The following is a 17,193-nucleotide window of genomic DNA, read 5'->3' as shown; positions in this document are numbered from 1 at the left end:
TGACCTTTTTCTCATTATATCATTTTTTTACAAGTAAGGGTTTACTAAGATTGAAAAAGTTCCGCTTTTTCGATACAATAGAGAGAAGCAATTTTAGACTAGAGATAGGAGAAATCATGAAAAAATTATGCTTAACTATCCTTGCTAGCCTGGCCCTTACTTTAGGACTAGTTAGCCAGGTCCAAGCCGATGAATATTTACGCATCGGTATGGAGGCAGCCTACGCACCTTTTAACTGGACTCAAGATGACGACAGTAACGGCGCTGTCAAAATCGATGGAACCAACCAATATGCTAATGGTTACGACGTCCAAATAGCTAAAAAGATTGCTAAGGACCTAGGTAAAGAGCCCTTGGTTGTTAAAACCAAGTGGGAAGGACTTGTTCCAGCCCTTACTTCTGGTAAGATTGATATGATCATCGCAGGTATGAGCCCAACTGCTGAACGCAAACAAGAAATTGCATTTTCAAGCAGCTACTATACTAGCGAACCAGTGCTTTTGGTCAAAAAGGATTCTGCCTATGCTAACGCCAAATCATTAGATGACTTTAGCGGAGCAAAAATCACTTCTCAACAAGGTGTTTACCTTTATGATTTGATTTCACAAATCTCAGGCGCTCAGAAGGAAACTGCCATGGGAGATTTTGCTCAAATGCGTCAAGCTCTTGAAGCTGGTGTCATTGATGCCTATGTTTCTGAACGACCAGAAGCCCTAACTGCCGAATCAGCAAACGCTAAGTTCAAAATGATTCAGCCTGAACCTGGTTTTAAAACTGGAGAAGAGGATACCTCTATCGCTATCGGTCTTCGTAAAGACGACGAACGTATCAGCCAAATCAATGCCAGTATTGAAACCATTTCTAAAGATGAACAAGTTGCTCTCATGGATCGTATGATCAAAGAGCAACCAGCAGAATCTACAACTACAGAAGAAAGCAACAGTAATTTCTTTGGCCAAGTCGCTAAAATTCTAACTGAAAACTGGCAACAACTCTTGCGTGGTGCTGGTATTACCCTTCTCATTTCAATTATCGGTACCATCGTTGGTCTCGCTATCGGTCTTGCTATCGGTGTTTTCCGTACTGCACCTCTATCTGAAAACCAGTTTATCTTTGGAATCCAAAAACTAATCGGTTGGATTCTCAATATCTATATTGAAATTTTCCGTGGAACACCTATGATTGTACAATCTATGGTTATCTACTATGGAACTGCCCAAGCTTTCGGGATCAACCTAGACCGTACGCTAGCTGCTATCTTTATCGTTTCAATCAACACTGGTGCCTACATGACTGAAATTGTTCGTGGTGGTATTTTGTCTGTTGATAAGGGACAATTTGAAGCGGCAACTGCACTTGGTATGACTCATAACCAGACCATGCGTAAGATTGTTTTGCCTCAAGTTGTTCGAAATATTCTACCAGCAACTGGTAATGAGTTCGTCATCAACATCAAAGATACTTCTGTATTGAACGTTATCTCTGTAGTAGAACTTTACTTCTCAGGAAATACAGTAGCAACACAAACCTACCAGTACTTCCAAACCTTTACCATCATAGCAGTTATCTACTTTGTCCTCACCTTCACAGTAACGCGTATCCTACGCTTCATCGAAAAACGTATGGACATGGATACCTACACGACAGGTGCTAACCAAATGCAAACGGAGGATTTGAAATAATGAGTCAACCAATCCTTGAAATCAAACACCTCAAAAAATCCTACGGGCAAAACGAGGTCCTAAAAGACATCTCTCTCACTATTCATAAAGGAGAAGTGATTTCTATCATCGGTAGTTCCGGTAGTGGTAAGTCAACCTTCCTACGTTCTATCAACCTTCTCGAAACACCAACTGAAGGTGAGATCCTTTATCACGGTGAAAACGTACTTGAAAAAGGCTATAATCTCACTCACTATCGTGAAAAACTAGGTATGGTCTTCCAGTCCTTTAACCTCTTTGAAAATCTCAATGTTCTTGAAAATACGATTGTTGCACAGACAACCGTTCTCAAACGTGAACGATCAGAAGCAGAGAAAATTGCTAAAGAAAACCTTGAAAAAGTTGGAATGGGAGAGCGCTACTGGCAAGCTAAACCTAAGCAACTTTCAGGTGGTCAAAAGCAACGTGTCGCCATTGCTCGCGCACTTTCTATGAACCCTGATGCCATTCTCTTTGATGAGCCAACTTCAGCCCTTGACCCTGAAATGGTCGGTGAAGTTCTAAAAATCATGCAAGAACTAGCTCAAGAAGGCTTGACAATGATCGTTGTAACCCACGAAATGGAATTTGCTCGTGACGTATCACACCGTGTCATCTTTATGGACAAAGGTGTTATTGCAGAAGAAGGCAAACCTGAAGATTTATTTACAAATCCTAAAGAGGAACGTACAAGAGAATTTTTACAACGCTATTTAGGATAAGACAAAAGCGGTTGAAAACACCTCTTAAACTAAGAGTTGTTTTCCTATTCAATCCCCAATCACCATTGAGTCAAAGGCTCATGAACATAAGAATATAAAAAGCAAGGTCGGAATTTTTTATCCCGACCTCTTTTTATATACTTTAAAAATCACTTTTATCCCTTCTTCTGTTTCCTGAGAAAGTATTGCTTGTAGCTATATTCCTAATCTTTTATTTGATTTTCATGAGTGAGACCACTCAGCTCCCTGTCAATCTAGTTCATTCTAACAAATAGATTTGTTGAGCAGGTCATAGCATGGCTATTTCGCCGTTCCATAAATAAAAGCAGACCCTAATTAGAGTCTGCTAATATCCAAAGATTAATCTTCAAATTTTTCATGATTTTTTTCATAGAAATCAATTAATCCAAGGGCTGTTTCAAAGGAAATATTTTTAACTTTTGCACGTCCTTGAGCTAGAGCAATGATAGACATTTCACGTGCATTCGTTTCTTTAGAAATACGATAACCAGTGATTTTCTTATCACGAACCCAGCTAACAACTGATTCTACTTTTTCAAAGTTAGTCTTAGCCATGTTTTTCTCCTATTTTATTCTTTACGATATTTAATTGTATACGTTTTTAAAGCATTTGTCAATAAAAAAACATATATCCAATCAAATAAGACGTTAAGATTTGGTTTACTTGGCTTTTAAAGCCGATAATATATGGGTTCGTATATCTTCAACTCCGTTAGGATTTGCTGGTAAGAAAATTGTATTATTACCTTGTTTTTCTGCAAAATTATTCAATGTATCTAAATACTGGTTAGTTAACAAGATTGACATGATTTGCTCTTCAGTTAATTCAACATTGGCTCCTTTTAACTCTTTAATAGAATCAGCAAGTCCATCAACAATTGCTTTTCGTTGCTCTGCGATCCCCACACCATGTAGGCGATCCTTTTCTGCCTCTGCTTCGGCCGCTGTTACGATCTTAATTTTATCTGCTTCGGCCAATTCTTGTGCTGCTACTCTCTTACGTTGAGCAGCATTGATTTCATTCATCGATTGCTTGACTTCCGCATCCGGCTCTACTTTGGTAATGAGCGTTTTGACGATAATGTACCCATACGTTGACATTTCTTCCGCTACTTGTTTTTGAACTTCTAATGCAATTTCATCCTTTTTCTCAAACAATTCATCCAAAGTTAACTTAGGAACTGATGAGCGCAATGCATCTTCAATGTAAGATTTGATTTGAGCCTCAGGTCTCATTAGTTTATAGTAAGCATCTGTAACATTTTGTTCATTTACTCGGTACTGTGTTGCAACATTCATCGTCACAAATACGTTATCTTGAGTCTTGGTTTCCACAACGATTTCACTTTGCAAGAGACGCAGTTGTACACGAGCTGCAATTTTATCAATCCCAAATGGTGCTCTTAGGTGAATACCACTATTACTCAATTTTTGATACTTACCAAATCGTTCAATGATAGCCACTGATTGTTGTCGAACAACATAGATTGAGCTCATTAATATAGCTCCTACAATAAGCATTAGAATAATTAGAACAAGTATAAGTTTTAAAACCATGGGAATCTCCCCCTTTCTTCACTTACATTATAGCACTAGTAAATAGGTTAGGCAAATAATATGATAAAAATTTCATAGCATATTAAACAAGCATATTATATAGGGTCTCATTCCCATTCAAATTAATATAAGATGGGTCAAATTTTTCCATCCTATGAATCAAGCCCGCATAATCATGTTTATCAGCAAGTGCGATCCCTATTAGTACTGGACCAGTTCCCTTGCTAGCTCGTTTGATATATTCAAAACGAGTAATATCATCATGAGGTCCTAAGATATCATTTACAAACTCTCGAAGTGCTCCCGGACGTTGTGGGAAATTCACTACAAAGTAATGCTTGATACCATCATAAATCAAGGCACGTTCTTCCATCTCTGGCATACGGTTGATGTCATTATTCCCTCCAGAAATGATACAACAAATGGTCTTGCCCTTAATATAATCTGATAATACTTCCAAGGCTGCAACACTAGCAGCACCCGCAGGTTCAGCTACAATTCCTTGTTTAGAATAAAGATCAATTAAGGTCTCAGAAATCAAGCCTTCATCTACACCGATAAGAGTTTCAACATTTTTTCGTGTTGCTTCATAGGTCAACTGCCCTACTTTTTGCACTGCAATCCCATCCGCAAATTTATCAATTTCTTTAAGTTTAACTGGTCCCCCAGCTTCAAAGGCAGCCTTCATAGAACGAGCACCTTCAGCCTCGACTCCAATGACCTCAATTTGAGGATTTGTTTCTTTAATATAAGTAGAAACACCTGAAATGAGGCCTCCGCCTCCAACAGGTACCAAGACGGTATCAAAATCAATAGATTCTTTACGAGCTTCTTCTAAAATTTCATAGGCTACCGTACCCTGACCAGCTTGAACATAGGGATCATCAAAGGGATCAATAAAAGTACGATTTTCAGCCACGGTAAAGTCTTGAGCAGCCTTGGCTGAAGCATCAAAAGTATCCCCTACTAATTTGATCGTCACAAAATCTCCTCCAAAGAAACGGACCTGACCAATTTTCTGTTGAGGTGTCGTAATTGGCATAAAGATTGTTGCAGGGATCTTCATCTCATTACATGTGTAGGCAACTCCTTGAGCGTGATTTCCCGCTGAAGCACACACTACACCACGTTCACGTTCCTCTTTTGTCAATTGGGAAATAGCGTAATAAGCCCCACGAATTTTAAAAGAACGGACACGTTGAGCGTTTTCCTTCTTAAGATAAATTTTCGCTCCGTATTTTTCGGATAAATAATGATCGTAGTCAAGTGGTGTATTGGCTACTACACCACTCAAAACCTTGTGGGCTTTCACCACATCTTTTGCACTTAGCATAATCTCCTCCTAGCTGAGTTTTCAAGATAAAAAGCGAGTTAGGTTCCCCCCAACTCGCCTTCTGTTTATATTCTTAAAAATTAGTTGTAGATCTTGAATGCATCGTCGTCGTTTTTACCAACGAAAGGCATTGCTTTACGCAATTCTGCACCAACTTTTTCAATTTCAAGGTTAGCTGCTTGTTCACGGTAGGCAGTCAATTTTGGACGTCCAGCTTTGTAGTCATTGACAAAGTCATTTGCAAATTTACCATTTTGGATGTCTGCCAAGACAGCTTTCATGTTTTCTTTAACTTGCTCAGTAATCACACGTGGTCCTGAAACATAGTCACCATATTCAGCAGTGTTTGAAATTGATTGACGCATTTTCTTGAATCCACCTTCGTAAATCAAGTCAACGATCAATTTCATTTCGTGAAGAACTTCAAAGTAAGCCAATTCTGGAGCATATCCTGCTTCTGTCAAGACTTCGAAACCTGCTTCAATAAGGGCAGTCAAACCACCACAAAGTACAGCTTGTTCACCAAACAAATCTTCTTCAGTTTCTTCCTTGTATGTTGTTTCAAGAAGACCTACACGCGCTGCACCAACACCTTTACACCAGTCCATAGCGATGTTTTTGGCATTTCCTGTTGCATCTTGGTAGACAGCGTAAAGTGCTGGAACACCAAATCCTTCTTCGTAAGTACGACGTACCAAGTGTCCTGGTCCTTTAGGAGCACACATAAAGACATCAACATCTGCAGGAACTTTGATGAATTCGAAGTGAATGTTGAAACCATGTGCAAATCCAACAGCATTTCCAGCTTCCAAGTTTGGAGCAATTTCTGCTTCGTACAATTCTTGTTGGATTTCATCTGGTGCCAAGATCATGATAACATCAGCCAATTTAGTTGCTTCTGCTACTGTGTAAGTGTCAAAACCATCTTCTTTTGCTTTATCAAAAGATTTACCTGGACGTACACCAATGATCACATCGCGACCTGAATCACGCAAGTTTTGAGCGTGCGCATGTCCTTGTGAACCATAACCAATAACGGCGATTTTTTTACCGTCAAGTGCTGCTACTTTTACATCTTTTTCGTATTCCATTTGAACTGCCATAGTTTTTTCTCTCTTTTCTATTTTTATTGCCTGTTAGGCTAGTTTAACAAATTTAAGTTGGATTTTTAGTCGCGGGTAAATCCAGTTGCACCCGTACGAGCGATATTTTTAATACCGTAAGGTCGAATGACTCGAATCAAGGCTTCACTCTTCTCTGCATTCCCAGTCATCTGAATGGTAATGGATCCTGGAGCTACATCGACTACCGTTGCACGGAAAGGTTGGATAATAGCCAAAATTTCTGCACGCTTTTCAGCAGGCGCTGAAACCTTTATAAGAATTACTTCTCGTTCTAAGTGGGGCTGATCCGTGATATCACGAATGCGAATCACATCAATCTGACGATTCAGTTGTTTGATGATTTGCTCAACTTCATCATGTGATGCAACATCGATGATAATGGTAATTCGTGATACATTAGGATTTTCCGTTGCCCCCACAGAAATGCTTTCAATATTGACTTGACGTCTCGATAAGACTCCTGTGAAGCGATTGAGAACACCTGAACGGTTTTGAAGTTTGGCTGTTAACATTCTACGCATTAAACTTCACCCCCAACATCTCATGATTACTCTTACCAGCTGGTACCATCGGTAAAACATGTTCTTTCCGAGAAATGTCTACTTCAATAAACATTGGTTCATCTTCCATGATGACTTCCAAATCCTTCTCAAGAGTTTCAGGATTATCAAACTTATAATTCTTAATTCCATAGGCTTGAGCCATCAATTGGAAATCTGGAAGGCTATCAAAGACTGACTCTGATGTTCGACCATCGTAAAAGGCTTCTTGCCATTGACGAACCATCCCAAGTGAATGGTTATTAAGCATGATGACCTTGATTGGAATCTTGTAAATATTTAAGATTGCCAATTCCTGATTGGTCATCTGGAAACCTCCATCTCCGACAAAGAGAACAACTTCTTTATCTGGATTAGCAATCTTAGCACCAATAGCTGCTGGGACTCCGAATCCCATGGTTCCTAGACCACCTGATGTTACCAATTGACGCTCGTTTTGGTAAGGATAGTATTGAGCCGTCCACATCTGGTGTTGTCCAACGTCTGTTACGACAATGGCATCGCCATTGGTCAACTCACCGACGCGTTCAATAACTGCTTGAGGTTGAACCACACGTTCTTTCTTATCATAAGAACGAACACGATTCTTATCTTTGGTAACTTTTTCAATCCACTTTTCAGTATTGTTACGAACGATTGGCTCAGTTAGTAACTGCTGCAAAGCCTTTTTCGCATCACCGACAACTGGAATATCAACTGCGATAATCTTACCAATCTCTGCTGGATCGATATCGATATGCGCTACTTTTGCATTCTTAGCAAAGGTTTTAGGATTTCCAGTCAAACGGTCATCAAAGCGGCAACCAATAGAAATCATAAAATCAGCCTCAGTCATGGCAATATTTGCTGCAAAGGAACCATGCATTCCGCCCATTCCCAAAAACAGTGGATGGCTAGTTGCAATTGTTCCCTGTCCCAAAAGACTTGTCACAACTGGAATTTGATAACGCTCTGCAAATTCATTTAACTCTGCTGCAGCCTCAGCGTAACTAATCCCACCCCCAGCTAGCAAGACTGGTTTTTTAGCCTTAGACAATTGCTTCAAGATTTTCTTGATTTGCATATCATTTGGCTCAAGTGTTGGCTGATAACTTGGTAAATCTATCTCTGGAGAGTAAATGAAGTCTGTCTCAAGCGCAGAAACATCTTTTGGTAGGTCAATGACGACTGGCCCTGGACGACCTGTAGTCGCAATATGCACAGCTTCTGTAATAATTCGTGGAATATCCGCAGTTTCTCGAACCTGATAATTGTACTTAGTGATTGGCATGGTGATACCAACGATATCAGCTTCTTGAAAAGCATCCTTACCGATTCCTGCTCTTGCAACTTGTCCTGTGAAGACCAAAAGGGGAACACTATCGCTCATAGCATCTGCGATCCCTGTAATGGCATTTGTAGCTCCTGGTCCGCTTGTGACGACTGCAACACCCAGTTTTCCTGTTGACTTAGCATAACCTTCAGCTTCGTGAAGACAACCCTGCTCATGGCGACCTAAAATATGGCGGATTCCCTTAAAATTATAAATAGCATCATATAAAGGAAGTACTGCTCCACCAGGATAACCAAAAATCGTGTTGATTCCTAAGTCGCGAAGTGTTTCCAAAACAAGATCCGATCCCGTCTTAGGTGAGTCTAAAATGATTTTCTCCATCGTTCCCCTTTCTCTTCTCTTAAAAATAGCTTGTTACTATGATACCATTTTTTCAAAAATTTTCAAGAGAAAAGAGCAAATTTTCTGAATTTTCTATCTAGATACTTTACAATATCAAATAGATTAGAAAGTTTATACGTATTTATATTTTTTGAATAGAAAAAAGGTTGAGACAAAATGTCCCAACCTTTTGATTCTTTACTAATTAAAGTGAGTTAACGTCAACCTTGATACCAACACCTTGAGTAGTTGTGATTGTCAAGCTTGTTACGTAAGTTCCTTTAGCAGTAGCTGGTTTAGCTTTTTGGATTGTTTCGTTGAATGCTTTGAAGTTTTCAACCAACTTGTCAGCTTCAAATGAAACTTTACCGATGATTGCTTGTACGATACCTGCACGGTCTGCACGGTAAGTGATTTTACCACCTTTAGACTCTTCAACTGCTTTAGCAACATCCATTGTTACAGTACCAGTTTTAGGGTTTGGCATCAAGTTACGAGGTCCAAGGACACGTCCAAGACGTCCAACAAGAGCCATCATGTCAGGTGTAGCGATAACTACGTCGAAGTCCAACCAACCGTCGTTGATTTTAGCAACAAGGTCATCTTCACCAACGAAGTCTGCACCAGCAGCTTTTGCTTCTTCAGCTTTTGCACCACGTGCAAATACAAGAACGCGAGCTGTTTTACCAGTACCGTTTGGCAATACCATTGCTCCACGGATTTGTTGGTCAGCTTTTTTAACGTCAATGTTCAAGTTGTAAGCAACTTCTACAGTTGCATCAAATTTTGCAAAGTTAGTTTCTTTTGCAAGAGCTACAGCTTCTTCTACGCTGTATGCTTTTGTGCTGTCGATCTTCTCAAGAGCAGCACGAAGTTGTTTGCTTTTTTTAGCCATTTTCTATTCTCCTTGTAAGTGGTTCAATCGATTTTCATCTCCCACGTCACTTCTCGAAATGATGAAGTCTTGCGGGTTATATAGGGATGTTATTGATTAGTCAACAACAGTGAATCCCATAGAACGAGCAGTACCTTCGATCATACGCATTGCAGCCTCAATGTTTGCAGCGTTCAAATCTGGCATTTTAGTTTCTGCAATTTCTTGTACTTGTGCACGAGTAACTGTAGCAACTTTAGTTTTGTTAGGTGTACCTGATCCTTTTTCAACACCTGCAGCTTTTTTCAAAAGAACAGCAGCTGGTGGTGTTTTAGTGATGAAAGTAAATGATTTATCTTCGTAAACTGAGATAACAACTGGAATGATCATACCAGCTTGGTCAGCAGTACGAGCGTTGAACTCTTTTGTGAATCCCATGATGTTGATACCAGCTTGACCAAGAGCAGGTCCAACCGGTGGAGCTGGTGTAGCTTTACCAGCAGGGATTTGCAATTTTACAAGTTTTTCGACTTTTTTAGCCATTTTTAAATCCTCCTTTGTGGTTTTGGCGGTAATTTAGAGATTTTTACCTCCCACAAGTATGCTTTACGCATACCCATCTATTATACACTATTTTAAAAAAAATGCAAGAGAAAAATTTTATTTTTAGAGAAATTTTATTACTGAATTTGACTATCATTTCTTTCGTGAAAGAGTCCTGAACTACAAACAAACAACCGCTCTGTTTTGAGCGATTAATAAAAAATAATAAAGTTTAGTAGGAGTCCAGCTTTAAGAGCAGGCTTGTCCCTTTTTCAGTACTTCCGCTCTCCACAAATCCAAGGGACTCAAAACATCGTCTGGAGGCATGATTGAAATCATAGATTTCCTGAACTTTTAATTCTTTCCATCCCCTTTGTCGAGCTAGATCAATCAAAATCTTCAATACCTTGCGTCCAAGTCCCTGATGTTGATAAGTCGGATTGCCAATCACAATAGGAAGATTCTCCTGAGATAAGGTGACATCCCCAATCGGAAGCCACTCTCCCTTTTCTCGAAACTCAATCCAGAACAAATCCCCGTGACTCTCTAAATAGGAATACATAGCATTTAATTTTTCTGAACTATAAGGTATTCTAATACCGTCTACAAGTTCCACCAAATCCACATCTTGATACCAGGCCAAAGCTACATCCTGATGATCTGCTAAAAAATAGGGAACTAAACGTAAGGAATCATCTATCTGAATGATTTTTGTCATCATTTTCTACTCCTAATACTAGCTCCGCTGCTTGATTAAAACCATCACACCAGTTATACCATTTTGCTTCATACTCATCTTGAGGTAAGATATAATTTTTTAAATCCAGAACAGAGTATATCTTTCTTTTCTCACAAGCTTGCGCATAGAGATGATATAGTTCGTCACCTCCATCTCTATCAAACTCAGCAGAAATTGTATCCTGGCCTACCAACAAAGCCTGATAAGCCCTGTGATGGCCATCTGTAATCAAGAAGCAATTTCCAAATGCAAGAACGCTAATTGGATTGATATTGGGCTTTTCTTTCGACTGATAAAGCATCTGGATATCTTGTAACTTCTTTTCTGATAAGTATAGTTGAGTCGGATGAAGATCTTTTATGTTGACTTCCATTTTATCTCCTCAAAAAAGTTTGATTCTCACTTCTGCTTGCCTGTAAAGCGCCATTGAAAACGCAGTTTATCATAGAAAGGAAACTCCATAAACAAAACTCCTAGGCCTACACAAAGGCTAGCAATCACATCTGATGGGTAGTGAACTCCCAGATAGACCCTGGATACCAATACACTAACGAGATATAGACTTAGCAAGATTTGCACTACTTTTCTCCAGACTGTATTCTTAATCCGTTGGCTCAAAATCACAATCAAAGTTCCAACCATAATCGTTACTGCCAGAGAATGTCCACTAGGAAAAGAAAAACCTTTTTCCTCTACTAGATGTACTATTTCTGGTCTAGGTCGTTGGTAGATATTTTTAAAGGTTACGATTAAGATTCCAGCTAAAGTCAAATTCCCCAGCATGAGATAACTTTCCAGTTTCCATTGCTTACGGTAAAAAATAAAAGCTACAATGAGAACCCAAGTGATAATGACTGGGATATCAATTAAATGTGTGATTGTTCTGAAAAGAACGGTCAAGGAAGCAGGTAAGTCACCTCGAATAGCAGTCTGGATTGGTTGATCAAAGCCAATCAGCATATTAGGGTAAAACTTGACAATATAACCTAAAATTACAAAAAGCAAAAGGGCAAAAGAGCCCTTCATCAAATATGTTTGTTTATCTTTCATAGTATTTTAAAGTTGGTTTCAAAAGGACAAACAACAACCAGAAAGAGATGGCAAAGATAATACCTTCAATCAGATTAAAAGGCAAGACCATAGTCATCAGGTAGTTGCTCAATCCTAAGATTTTCTCAATATCAAAATTAGCAAACTTAGCGTACAAAGGAACAGCATAGACGTAGTTCAAAACTAGCATAGCTAGAGTCAAACCAAGCGTACCAGCTAGTGAAGCTAGGACGAAACGCATGGTTGTTCGCTCTTTTTTCCAAATCAAACCAAAAGCAAGCACAAAGACTCCCAAGGCAACAATATTCATCGGTAAACCAATATAGGTACTAACCCCTTGATTGTTCAGAAGGATTTTCAACAAGGACCGAAGAAAAAGCACTCCAAAAGCTGCTGGTAAATCCAAGACTACCAAACCCACAAGGACCGGTAAAATACTGAACTCAATCCTCAAAAAGGATGCCGCTGGCAAAAGCGGAAAGTCAAAGTACATCAACACAAATGAAAGCGCTGATAGAATTGCAATGGTCGAAAGTCGACGTGTGTTTGTCATAACAGGTTCCTCCAATTTTCTATAAAATCAGAAGAAGTTGGAAAGGATTCCTCTATCTATCCTTTATTTTTATATTCCAAAAGTTTCCCCTCACTCTGTTTAAGCAAGCGGTTGCAATTTACCTATAAAAAATCAATTAGAATAGACAAAGCCATTCTTTCGTCTTCTCCCATCCAGACTATACTGTCGGTTGTGGAATCTCACCACATCAGCTTGCGCTCGCGGACTTATTTGGCTAAGATATTTTAGATTTATCTAGACGTCGCAGTCGAAGATAATACTTAAAGTATATCGAGACAAGACAACGAAGAGAAAGCTAAAATAGCTAGTCAAATTCACCGCCGGTCGGGAATCTCACCCAGCCCTGAAGACCCCTTTATGATAACAAAAAAAGCTTGCAAGCGCAAGCATTTTATCTAAGTGTTTATTTCAATTTATCTGTTTCATAAGTATGAACCAGTTCGAGGCCCACAAAGTTTTGTTGTCGGAGAGCCTCATAGACAATCATACATACTGTATTAGATACATTCAGGCTACGAACATGTTCATCATTCATCGGAATTCTGAGAGCCTTTTCTGGATGCTCACGCATAAATTCCTCAGGCAAGCCCTTATCTTCACGTCCAAAGAGAAAATAGTGATCTCCTTCTGTCGTGAAATCTGCATCTGAATAGACTTTTTCTGCAAACTTGGAAATCAGGTAGAGCTGACCATCCATTTTTCCCATAAAATCAGCCAAGCTATCATAAAAATGAATCTCAAGCTTGTCCCAATAATCTAGACCTGCCCGCTTCATCTTACGATTATCAATAGGAAAACCCATCGGTTTGATAATATGAAGGGGCGCATTCGTTGCTGCGCAAGTACGAGCAATATTACCCGTATTTTGTGGAATCTGGGGTTCAAATAATACAATGTGATTTGTCATGCCTTGTTTCCTCTCACTAGTGCAAAAAAATAGCCACACTGCCCGGAGTCAAGCTCAGCAAACAGCGTGGTTAAGGCGTCGTTAACTTACCTCACAACAGGTTTGAAGTAAATCAGCGAAACTACTGTTTTAGTATATCACTTTCAGCTTGATTGTCAATAGAAATGACTTGATTTTTTCAATTTTTTTACAAACATATTTACATTAGCTTAAAATGCTTATGTATTCATTAGAATTACACGAAAATAGCTGATTTATATCTTAAATTTTTAACAAGTAAGATTATCAGTGGGACAATTTTCTACCCTAATAATGAAAAGAGTCGGTTGCCGAGTGCATTTTATTCTAAAAAAGAGTATGATAGATACATATTGAAAAAGTAGGTTATTTGATATGAAGATTATTCTTGTCGGAGGGGGGAAAGTTGGTTCTGCCCTTTGTCGTTCACTTGTCGCTGACAATCATGATGTTGTCTTAATTGAACAGAACGAAACGGTTCTTAATTATATGACAAGCCGTTTTGACATTATTGGAATTGCTGGTAATGGGGCTGACTTTGCCATGCTAGAAGCTGCCAATGTTCAAGACTGCGATATTTTCATCGCTATGACTCAGTATGATGAGGTCAATATGGTCTCTGCTGTCTTAGCTAAAAAGATGGGGGCTAAAGAAACCATCGTCCGTGTCCGCAATCCTGAGTATTCCAACCCTTACTTTAAAGAAAAAAATATTCTCGGATTTTCTCTTATTGTCAATCCAGAACTCCTTGCAGCTCGTGCTATCGCTAATATCATCGATTTCCCAAATGCTCTTTCTGTTGAGCGTTTTGCAGGTGGTTTGGTTAGTTTGATGGAATTCAAGGTTCGAATTGATAGTAATATTTGTCAGATGTCTATTGCTGATTTCCGTAAAAAGTTTGGTAATGTTATCGTTTGTGCCATTGAGCGCGATCATAAGCTCATGATTCCAAGTGGGGATATGGTCCTCCAAGATAAGGATCGGATCTTTGTTACAGGTAACCGTGTAGACATGATGCTTTTTCATAACTATGTCAAATCTCGTGTCGTTAAAAGTTTACTCATTATTGGAGCTGGAAAAATCGCTTACTACCTTGTTGGTATTTTGAAAGATAGCCGTATTGATACCAAGGTCATTGAGCTTAATCCAGATCGTGCAGCATTTTTCAGTCAAAAATATCCAAAACTCTATATTGTGCAAGGTGATGGAACCGCAAAAGATATCCTCCTAGAAGAAAGCGCCCAACACTACGATGCTGTCGCAACTCTAACTGGCGTTGACGAAGAAAACATTATTACATCTATGTTCTTAGATAGTGTTGGTGTTCAGAAAAACATCACCAAGGTCAATCGAACTAGCCTTTTAGAGATTATCCATGCACCTGAGTTTTCTAGTATTATCACACCAAAAACCATCGCTGTAGATACTATCATGCACTTTATCCACGGTCGTGCCAATGCCCAATATTCAGATCTTCAAGCGATGCACCACCTTGCAAATGGACATATTGAGACTCTTCAATTTCTCATCAAGGAAGCCAATAAAATGACTGGCAAACCCTTGTCTCAATTGAAACTCAAAAAAGATATTTTAATTGCTGCTATTATCCGCAACGGAAAAACAATCTTCCCAACAGGTGAAGATAGCCTTCAAGTAGGTGACAAGTTAGTTGTCATCACACTACTATCAAATATCACCAAGATTTATGATCTGTTAGAGAGGTAAGCTATGAATAGAAGTATGGTACGATTTCTTCTTGCAAAGCTACTCTTGATCGAGGCTGGTCTACTCTTAGTTCCAGTTAGCATTGCTCTTTATTATCGAGAATCGAGTCAAGTTTTTACAGCTCTTTTCTCTACCATCGGAATCCTTGTTGTTCTAGGTCTTCTTGGAATCATCAGCAAGCCTAAAAAACAGCGAATCTATGCAAAAGAAGGGGTCTTAATTGTAGCCCTCTGTTGGATCCTCTGGTCATTCTTTGGTGCCCTTCCCTTTGTCTTTTCAGGGCAAATTCCCAATATGATAGACGCCTTCTTTGAGATTAGTTCTGGCTTCACAACAACGGGAGCAACCATTTTAAATGATGTTTCTGTCTTAAGTCGTTCTCTTCTATTTTGGAGGAGTTTTACCCACCTCATCGGAGGGATGGGGGTGCTAGTTTTTGCCCTAGCTATTATGGACAATGCTAAAAATAGTCACCTAGAAGTTATGAAGGCTGAGGTTCCAGGACCAGTATTTGGTAAGGTTGTGTCTAAGCTAAAAAATACAGCCCAAATCCTTTACATCCTCTACCTGGCTATGTTTGCCCTCTTTGTAGTTATTTATTACCTTGCTGGGATGCCACTCTACGATAGTTTTGTTATCGCTATGGGGACTGCTGGTACTGGTGGCTTTACTGTTTATAATGACGGAATTGCCCACTATCACAGTTCTCTCATTACCTATCTGACAAGTGTCGGGGTTTTGATGTTTGGTGTCAATTTCAATCTCTACTACTACCTCATGCTCCGTCGTATCAAGGAATTCTTTTTTGATGAAGAACTCCGAGCATATCTCTTGATTGTAGCCATATCAACTGGCCTAATCACGCTTAACACGCTCCACCTCTATAGCGGAGTTTCTCAAAGCTTTGAGATGGCCTTCTTCCAAGTATCTAACATCATTACCACTACCGGTTTTGGATATGGAGATATCACGAACTGGCCTTTGTTCTCTCAATACATCTTGCTAATGCTGATGGCAATCGGTGGTTCTGCTGGCTCCACCGCTGGTGGTCTCAAGGTCATCCGTGGAGTCATCTTATCTAAAATTGCTAAAAATCAAGTCTTGTCTACCATATCACCTCACCGTGTTTTAACCCTCCAGGTCAATCAAACGGTCGTTGATAAGGATACCCAGCACAAGATTCTGAAGTATTTTGTGGTTTATATCATGATTCTACTCAGCTTGATTTTCATCGTCAGTTTAGATACCAATAATTTAATGGTTGTCACAAGTGCCGTTTTCAGTTGCTTTAACAATATCGGTCCAATTCTAGGGACCACCTCAAGTTTCTCAATTTTTAGTCCATTTTCAAAACTTCTACTATCCTTTGCTATGATTGCAGGACGTCTTGAAATCTATCCAATCATACTGCTCTTTATGAAGCGCACTTGGTCTAAACGTTAGAAGGATTAACTTAAGATTTAATCTCCCTTCAAAACACAGCTTGAAGGGGATTTTTTCGTTTCAAAAGACAAGACAGCTCTAAAAATCGACAATTGGGAATTTAAGGATTTTTCTCTCCTATCTTTTAGCTATAATAAGAAAAAAATATAGGGGATACTTTATGGAAAAAGTCATGAAATCAATTCGACTACTCTTGTTCTTTGTCTTAATCCAACTGGCATTTTGTAGTTGTATCTTTTGTTCTGGAACCTCTCTGGCCCTCAAACAATCCTGTTTTTATTTTCTACTGGCTTTATTGGGCTTATCTGGGTCCTGTGCCTTTATGCATTATTTATCTAGTCACAACCTGAAAAGAGATAGACTGATTGATAGGAGTCGCTTTATCTTTTTATTTTATAGTATGATGATTGTGGTCAACCTCTGCGGGGTTGGACTTGTTCTGTCAGAGAGTATCGTCACTGTTAACTTACTTCAAAAAGAAGCTGTAGAACTCATCCTTCCCTCCTTCTTTTTTCTCTTTGGAGTTGATCTCGTTACCTTTCTCCCCTTGAAAAAATGGAGAAGGTTACAAAAAAATTCCAGTAGTAAGGAAGTGAGATTTTCCGTCATCATCATTTCTATTTTAATCTTCCTACGTAACCCAATCACC

Annotated in this window: 17 protein-coding genes and 1 riboswitch; of the genes, 4 read left to right on the top strand and 13 right to left on the bottom strand. The window is 39.2% G+C overall.

Annotated elements, in window-relative coordinates:
• The first annotated feature begins 116 nt into the window (after positions 1-116).
• Both HMPREF2805_RS07860 and HMPREF2805_RS07855 read left to right on the top strand, forming a co-directional pair.
• Positions 117-1,682, top strand: a complete 1,566-nt coding sequence (locus tag HMPREF2805_RS07860; protein ID WP_075232060.1) for an ABC transporter substrate-binding protein/permease — start codon at positions 117-119, stop codon at positions 1,680-1,682.
• Positions 1,682-2,422, top strand: coding sequence for an amino acid ABC transporter ATP-binding protein (locus HMPREF2805_RS07855; RefSeq protein ID WP_000081949.1), 741 nt, complete (start codon positions 1,682-1,684; stop codon positions 2,420-2,422). The genes HMPREF2805_RS07860 and HMPREF2805_RS07855 overlap by 1 nt, the downstream gene beginning before the upstream one ends.
• Positions 2,423-2,782: 360 nt before the next feature.
• Here HMPREF2805_RS07855 and HMPREF2805_RS07850 read toward each other — a convergent pair whose 3' ends face one another.
• The 13 genes from HMPREF2805_RS07850 to HMPREF2805_RS07790 all read right to left on the bottom strand — a co-directional run bounded on the left by HMPREF2805_RS07850 (position 2,783) and on the right by HMPREF2805_RS07790 (position 13,358).
• Positions 2,783-2,998 (bottom strand): capsule biosynthesis transcriptional regulator, encoded by a 216-nt coding sequence (locus HMPREF2805_RS07850; protein ID WP_001140700.1) that lies wholly within the window; start codon positions 2,996-2,998, stop codon positions 2,783-2,785.
• A gap of 105 nt (positions 2,999-3,103) precedes the next feature.
• Positions 3,104-4,000: an SPFH domain-containing protein gene (locus HMPREF2805_RS07845; protein WP_075232059.1), complete on the bottom strand. Its 897-nt coding sequence runs from the start codon at positions 3,998-4,000 to the stop codon at positions 3,104-3,106.
• Positions 4,001-4,082: 82 nt separating this feature from the next.
• Entirely contained in the window at positions 4,083-5,333 is a 1,251-nt protein-coding gene (gene ilvA, locus HMPREF2805_RS07840; RefSeq protein ID WP_075232058.1) for a threonine ammonia-lyase IlvA, read from the bottom strand.
• Positions 5,334-5,413: 80 nt separating this feature from the next.
• Positions 5,414-6,436, bottom strand: a complete 1,023-nt coding sequence (gene ilvC / locus HMPREF2805_RS07835) for a ketol-acid reductoisomerase (protein ID WP_000290683.1) — start codon at positions 6,434-6,436, stop codon at positions 5,414-5,416.
• Positions 6,437-6,501: 65 nt separating this feature from the next.
• A complete protein-coding gene (gene ilvN, locus HMPREF2805_RS07830) occupies positions 6,502-6,978 on the bottom strand; it encodes an acetolactate synthase small subunit (RefSeq protein ID WP_075232057.1) in 477 nt (158 codons plus the stop codon).
• Entirely contained in the window at positions 6,971-8,671 is a 1,701-nt protein-coding gene (locus tag HMPREF2805_RS07825) for an acetolactate synthase large subunit (protein ID WP_075232056.1), read from the bottom strand. The genes ilvN and HMPREF2805_RS07825 overlap by 8 nt, the downstream gene beginning before the upstream one ends.
• A gap of 205 nt (positions 8,672-8,876) precedes the next feature.
• Positions 8,877-9,566, bottom strand: a complete 690-nt coding sequence (rplA, locus tag HMPREF2805_RS07820) for a 50S ribosomal protein L1 (RefSeq protein ID WP_001085672.1) — start codon at positions 9,564-9,566, stop codon at positions 8,877-8,879.
• A 96-nt stretch (positions 9,567-9,662) separates the two neighbouring features.
• Positions 9,663-10,088, bottom strand: a complete 426-nt coding sequence (rplK, locus tag HMPREF2805_RS07815; protein WP_075232055.1) for a 50S ribosomal protein L11 — start codon at positions 10,086-10,088, stop codon at positions 9,663-9,665.
• A 232-nt stretch (positions 10,089-10,320) separates the two neighbouring features.
• Positions 10,321-10,806 carry a GNAT family N-acetyltransferase gene (locus HMPREF2805_RS07810; protein ID WP_075232084.1) on the bottom strand — a complete coding sequence of 162 codons (486 nt, stop codon included), beginning with the start codon at positions 10,804-10,806 and terminating at the stop codon, positions 10,321-10,323.
• Entirely contained in the window at positions 10,781-11,200 is a 420-nt protein-coding gene (locus tag HMPREF2805_RS07805; protein ID WP_075232054.1) for a chromosome partitioning protein ParB, read from the bottom strand. The genes HMPREF2805_RS07810 and HMPREF2805_RS07805 overlap by 26 nt, the downstream gene beginning before the upstream one ends.
• Positions 11,201-11,226: 26 nt before the next feature.
• Positions 11,227-11,877, bottom strand: coding sequence for a phosphatase PAP2 family protein (locus tag HMPREF2805_RS07800; protein ID WP_075232053.1), 651 nt, complete (start codon positions 11,875-11,877; stop codon positions 11,227-11,229).
• A complete protein-coding gene (locus HMPREF2805_RS07795) occupies positions 11,867-12,430 on the bottom strand; it encodes an ECF transporter S component (protein WP_000185852.1) in 564 nt (187 codons plus the stop codon). The genes HMPREF2805_RS07800 and HMPREF2805_RS07795 overlap by 11 nt, the downstream gene beginning before the upstream one ends.
• Positions 12,431-12,587: 157 nt before the next feature.
• Positions 12,588-12,806: riboswitch (FMN riboswitch) on the bottom strand.
• Between the two features lie 48 nt (positions 12,807-12,854).
• Positions 12,855-13,358: a tRNA (cytidine(34)-2'-O)-methyltransferase gene (locus HMPREF2805_RS07790; protein ID WP_075232052.1), complete on the bottom strand. Its 504-nt coding sequence runs from the start codon at positions 13,356-13,358 to the stop codon at positions 12,855-12,857.
• 393 nt (positions 13,359-13,751) lie between these two features.
• Here HMPREF2805_RS07790 and trkA point away from each other — a divergent pair, with 393 nt between their 5' ends.
• Both trkA and HMPREF2805_RS07780 read left to right on the top strand, forming a co-directional pair.
• A complete protein-coding gene (gene trkA, locus HMPREF2805_RS07785; protein WP_000691699.1) occupies positions 13,752-15,101 on the top strand; it encodes a Trk system potassium transporter TrkA in 1,350 nt (449 codons plus the stop codon).
• Between the two features lie 3 nt (positions 15,102-15,104).
• Entirely contained in the window at positions 15,105-16,544 is a 1,440-nt protein-coding gene (locus tag HMPREF2805_RS07780) for a TrkH family potassium uptake protein (RefSeq protein WP_075232051.1), read from the top strand.
• Positions 16,545-17,193: the final 649 nt, after the last annotated feature.

Origin of the sequence: Streptococcus sp. HMSC034E03, assembly GCF_001811505.1 — a bacterium.
Taxonomy (GTDB): domain Bacteria; phylum Bacillota; class Bacilli; order Lactobacillales; family Streptococcaceae; genus Streptococcus.
Note: the sequence above shows the minus strand (reverse complement) of the source record. Positions and strands in the feature narration are given on the sequence as shown.

Excerpts from the sequence above, each read along its gene's own strand:
- HMPREF2805_RS07860 (WP_075232060.1), top strand. The coding sequence starts at position 117 with ATGAAAAAATTATGCTTAACTATCCTTGCTAGCCTGGCCCTTACTTTA.
- HMPREF2805_RS07855 (WP_000081949.1), top strand. The coding sequence starts at position 1,682 with ATGAGTCAACCAATCCTTGAAATCAAACACCTCAAAAAATCCTACGGG.
- HMPREF2805_RS07850 (WP_001140700.1), bottom strand. The coding sequence starts at position 2,998 with ATGGCTAAGACTAACTTTGAAAAAGTAGAATCAGTTGTTAGCTGGGTT.
- HMPREF2805_RS07845 (WP_075232059.1), bottom strand. The coding sequence starts at position 4,000 with ATGGTTTTAAAACTTATACTTGTTCTAATTATTCTAATGCTTATTGTA.
- ilvA (WP_075232058.1), bottom strand. The coding sequence starts at position 5,333 with ATGCTAAGTGCAAAAGATGTGGTGAAAGCCCACAAGGTTTTGAGTGGT.
- ilvC (WP_000290683.1), bottom strand. The coding sequence starts at position 6,436 with ATGGCAGTTCAAATGGAATACGAAAAAGATGTAAAAGTAGCAGCACTT.
- ilvN (WP_075232057.1), bottom strand. The coding sequence starts at position 6,978 with ATGCGTAGAATGTTAACAGCCAAACTTCAAAACCGTTCAGGTGTTCTC.
- HMPREF2805_RS07825 (WP_075232056.1), bottom strand. The coding sequence starts at position 8,671 with ATGGAGAAAATCATTTTAGACTCACCTAAGACGGGATCGGATCTTGTT.
- rplA (WP_001085672.1), bottom strand. The coding sequence starts at position 9,566 with ATGGCTAAAAAAAGCAAACAACTTCGTGCTGCTCTTGAGAAGATCGAC.
- rplK (WP_075232055.1), bottom strand. The coding sequence starts at position 10,088 with ATGGCTAAAAAAGTCGAAAAACTTGTAAAATTGCAAATCCCTGCTGGT.
- HMPREF2805_RS07810 (WP_075232084.1), bottom strand. The coding sequence starts at position 10,806 with ATGACAAAAATCATTCAGATAGATGATTCCTTACGTTTAGTTCCCTAT.
- HMPREF2805_RS07805 (WP_075232054.1), bottom strand. The coding sequence starts at position 11,200 with ATGGAAGTCAACATAAAAGATCTTCATCCGACTCAACTATACTTATCA.
- HMPREF2805_RS07800 (WP_075232053.1), bottom strand. The coding sequence starts at position 11,877 with ATGAAAGATAAACAAACATATTTGATGAAGGGCTCTTTTGCCCTTTTG.
- HMPREF2805_RS07795 (WP_000185852.1), bottom strand. The coding sequence starts at position 12,430 with ATGACAAACACACGTCGACTTTCGACCATTGCAATTCTATCAGCGCTT.
- HMPREF2805_RS07790 (WP_075232052.1), bottom strand. The coding sequence starts at position 13,358 with ATGACAAATCACATTGTATTATTTGAACCCCAGATTCCACAAAATACG.
- trkA (WP_000691699.1), top strand. The coding sequence starts at position 13,752 with ATGAAGATTATTCTTGTCGGAGGGGGGAAAGTTGGTTCTGCCCTTTGT.
- HMPREF2805_RS07780 (WP_075232051.1), top strand. The coding sequence starts at position 15,105 with ATGAATAGAAGTATGGTACGATTTCTTCTTGCAAAGCTACTCTTGATC.